Annotated in this window: 1 protein-coding gene; it reads right to left on the bottom strand. The window is 62.3% G+C overall.

All coding sequences use genetic code 11. The features are described from left to right. Positions 1-19: 19 nt before the first annotated feature. Entirely contained in the window at positions 20-3,598 is a 3,579-nt protein-coding gene (locus H1Y01_RS04670) for an FAD-dependent oxidoreductase (RefSeq protein WP_219341265.1), read from the bottom strand. Between the last annotated feature and the right edge of the window lie 234 nt (positions 3,599-3,832).

Below are 3,832 nucleotides of genomic sequence, written 5' to 3'. Positions count from 1 at the left end.
GTGTTGAGCCGCGTGAGTTCTATCTTACCGGTGCTTCGAACATAGGCAGCGGATTCTGTTCGAAGCGCGGCCTCTCGCCCACCATCCGCAGACAGTGATCGATCCACATCTTGGTCAGCTTTTCCTGGGCGCCGTTTTGTGAAAGACGAGTACGCAGGCTGTTGAACTCTACTTGGTCCAGGGGCTGATCCTGGTTGGCGCACGAGAACACCACCGTCTCTTCGCCGGTAACGGGGTCTTTGTGCAGCTGCAAACACTGCGCGCAGATCTCTTTCATCATGCATTGCATCGGCGAGTTGATGCTGCCGATCGCATGGTGATCCGGCTTCAGGAACGGCTGGAGGATGCCGTGCCGTGCCTGCTGGACGCCGCGCATCATGCCGTCCGATCCGATCACGATCAGCCGGTCTACGGAATGAAGCGGGATTTCGGCGTCGCCCAGTTCGCCGCGGCCATACGCCGCCATGCCCTCCACGATGTTGCCGACGAACGCGCTATCCTGCACGCGTCCCGGCGTGAACCCGGGCGCTTCGTCGCAGCACCACACCACTACGTCTGCCGCTTTTTCGATCTCTTCGACCTTGTAGCGATCGATGATCTTCTTGTACCCCGCGAAGTACACAACACGCGATCCCGCCGCCCGCAACTGCTGCCCGATGGAGAACAGCACCGCGTTGCCAAGACCTCCGCCGGCTAACAGAACCGTCTCGTGGCTCGGGGTTTCCGTCGGTGTGCCCGTTGGACCCATGAGAATGACGGGCTCACCTGGATGAAGCTGCGCACACAGATCCGACGAACCGCCCATCTCAAGCACAATGGTCGAGAGCAGGCCCTTTTCCGCATCGACGGACGCGCCCGTGAGCGCCAGCCCTTCCATCGCCAGGGTGGTTCCATCCACCCGGCGGGCCAGCGTTTCGTAGTTCTGAAGCCGGTAGAACTGGCCCGGCTGGAACGCTCGGGCGGCAATTGGCGCTTTGACTACGATCTCGACGATATTCGGGGTCAGCCGGACTACCTCATGGACCATCGGCCGCAGCTCTTCATCGAGTTGGGCCTGCAGATCCTTCGGCGCCGGCGACGATGGAGTTCGCCGGCCGAGCACGCGAGAGATGACCGGATACCCCTGCTTCGCACTGCCCATCGCCTTGACGACGTTGCCGCTGAACGAAGGGTGCAGATCGCCGAAGAAACTGATCGCTTTGCCGTCCGGACGAAGGCTCATCAGCACCTGCGGCGTCGCCGGTTTCGCGACACGCTCTGGTTTCACTGGCGCGCCCTGCTCATCCACGGCCTGGAAAAAGCGCCCGTCGAGCGAAACGTTGTGTTCGTCCTCGCGCGCTAGCACGGTGTTGGGCTGCGTGCCCGCTGCGACCAGAATGGTTCGCGCGGGCAGCACGGCGCGCTCGCCCGTTGCCGTGAGTTTGCCGGTCGTTTCATCCAGCCGGTATTTCTCGAGACGCAGCGCGCTCGCGGCCCCCGTTTCATCCACTTCCACTTCTTCGGGAACCACGCACGCGGCGAACCGGACGCCTTCTTCGAACGCTTTCGAAACCTCTTCGTGGTTCAACGTGTAACTCGGCGCGTCGATCAACCGCCGCCGGTACGCGATGGTGACACCGCCCCAGGATTGCAACAAACTCGTGAATCGCGGATCCCGGCCTTCGCGCGCCGCCTGAGCCCGTTCGGCGCGAATGGCGCGGGCATGGGAAAGGAACTCATTCGCGACTTCGATTTCATCCCGCGTCCACACGCGCCGGACCTCGCGCTCCCCGCGTTCCGCAACCAGGATCTCGAAGCGCTTCAGGAACTTCTCAACCTGCACGACGTAGTAGGCGAGCGATTCCGTCGCCGTATCGACGGCCGTCAGTCCGCCGCCAATCACCACGATCGGCATCCGAATCTGCAAGTTGGCGAGCGACTCGTACTTCGCCGCTCCGGTGAGTTGCAGCGCCATCAGGAAATCGGAGGCCTGCCGAACCCCGCGCACCAGTCCGTTCTTCATCGGGATCACGGTGGGCCGTCCCGCGCCCGCGCATAGTGCGATGTGATCGAAGCCCAGATCGAAAGCGCTGTCGACCGTCAGTGTCCCGCCGAAGCGCACGCCGCCATACATGCTGAACGCCGCGCGCCGCTCGATCAGCAGCCGGATCACTTTCAGGAAATTCTTGTTCCAGCGCACCGTAATGCCGTACTCGGCCACGCCGCCGAACCCGGCCATTACGCGCTCATCCAGGCGTTCGTAAATCTCCGTGATGTCGCGGATGGGCCGGAATTGATGGCGCTGTCCGTAGGCGTCGACTCCCGAAAGATCGGCGGGCAACGGCTCGATCTTCAGACCGTCGACGGCCAGGACCGCGTGTCCATCGTTTAGAAGGTGATGGGACAGCGTAAAGCCGGCGGGGCCTAAACCGACCACCAACACTTTGTATCCGGTTGCTTCTCGCGGGTAGGGCCGCGCGATGTTCAACGGGTTCCAACGGGTCAGCAGGCTGTAGATTTCAAAGCCCCACGGCAGATCGAGAACGTCTTTGAGCGTCCGCGTCTCCACCTGCGGGATGTCGACCGGTTCCTGCTTTTGAAAGATGCACGACTTCATGCAGTCATTGCAGATGCGATGGCCCGTCGCGGCCGCCATCGGGTTATCGATCGTGACGGCAGCAAGCGCGCCGATCGGATTCCCCTGGCCCTTCAGCTGGTTCATCTCGGAGATCTTCTCTTCGAGCGGGCAACCGGCGAGCGTGACTCCGAAGATGCTCTTCTTGAACGCGCCGGGCTGATGGGGCGTGGACTTTTCCCGGAGCCCCGTCGAGCAGCTGTCTTTGCGCTGGTTGTGGCACTTAATGCAGTAATGCGCCTGATCCAGCGCGCCGGTCAGATCGGTTCCGGGATCGGTCAGTTGAAAGCCCTCCCTCGACCGCCAGCGATCCGAACCGAATTCGAGCTGCACCAGCCCATTGGCCTCGATCGACTGCACCGGGACCAGGTGATGCATATCCAACTTGTGCGGCGTCTTGAAGAGAACGCCGGCGTGGTGCTTTGCTTTGCCTTGCGGCGTCAGCGTCGCCCACGCGGCGTAGCGGGCGGCCAATCGAAGCTCGGCTTCGTGAGTGGGTTCGTTTTCGCTCCAGCGCGCCACGTGCTGCGCGAACGAGAGTTCGGTGAGCGGCTCGTTGAGATAGGTCTCCAAGTCGCGTGCCATGGCTGATCCATCGAGTTCCTCAGCCGCCTCCGCGGTCCAGCCGGTGAGCGCTTTGCGCTGAACGAACTTGCGCTTTACGGAAAACAAGGGCGCTAGTTCATGTTGTTTGGCTTGAAGGGCGCGGAGTTCCGGCTCGATTCCGAACAGCTCTCCGACGAAATCCTCGACGTAAGGCCCGAGGTGGACGATCAGCTCGGAATACTGCGCAGCGGTGACCGCAGCCGGATCGCGCCGCGCATCCCGTAGCCGCCCTTCCAGTTCCGACGCAACGCCCCGCAGCTGCGAGAGGAACTCATCGTCCAGCCGCGCCAGTCCGTCCGCCGCATACAGGTCCGGAAAGGTGAAGCCGAAGCCAAGAGAAGGGGCGCGAGTATCCCGCGCCGTATCGATTTTTTGCACGATAGAATTATGAGACTCAGCAGCCCGGCGTTGGGCTTCCGAGAGATGTATTGCTATCTCTAGTTTCGCAGATGGGAACGGCCGGCCAGCCAGGCCGCACACCCGAGCAAGAGTGCCAGCAACCCGGACAGTACTGCCGGCGGGACCGCGAAGTAGATTAACGACAAAGCGAGCCCCGGCAACTGGAACGCGGCGAACACCCAGCCCAACCCGCCAATTGCTTGCGGCTGCCGA

Origin of the sequence: Nevskia soli (assembly GCF_903970205.1) — a bacterium.
GTDB lineage: Bacteria > Acidobacteriota > Terriglobia > Bryobacterales > Bryobacteraceae > Bog-113.
The sequence above is the reverse complement of the archived record's forward strand: the minus strand, read 5'-3'. Positions and strand labels throughout refer to the sequence as shown.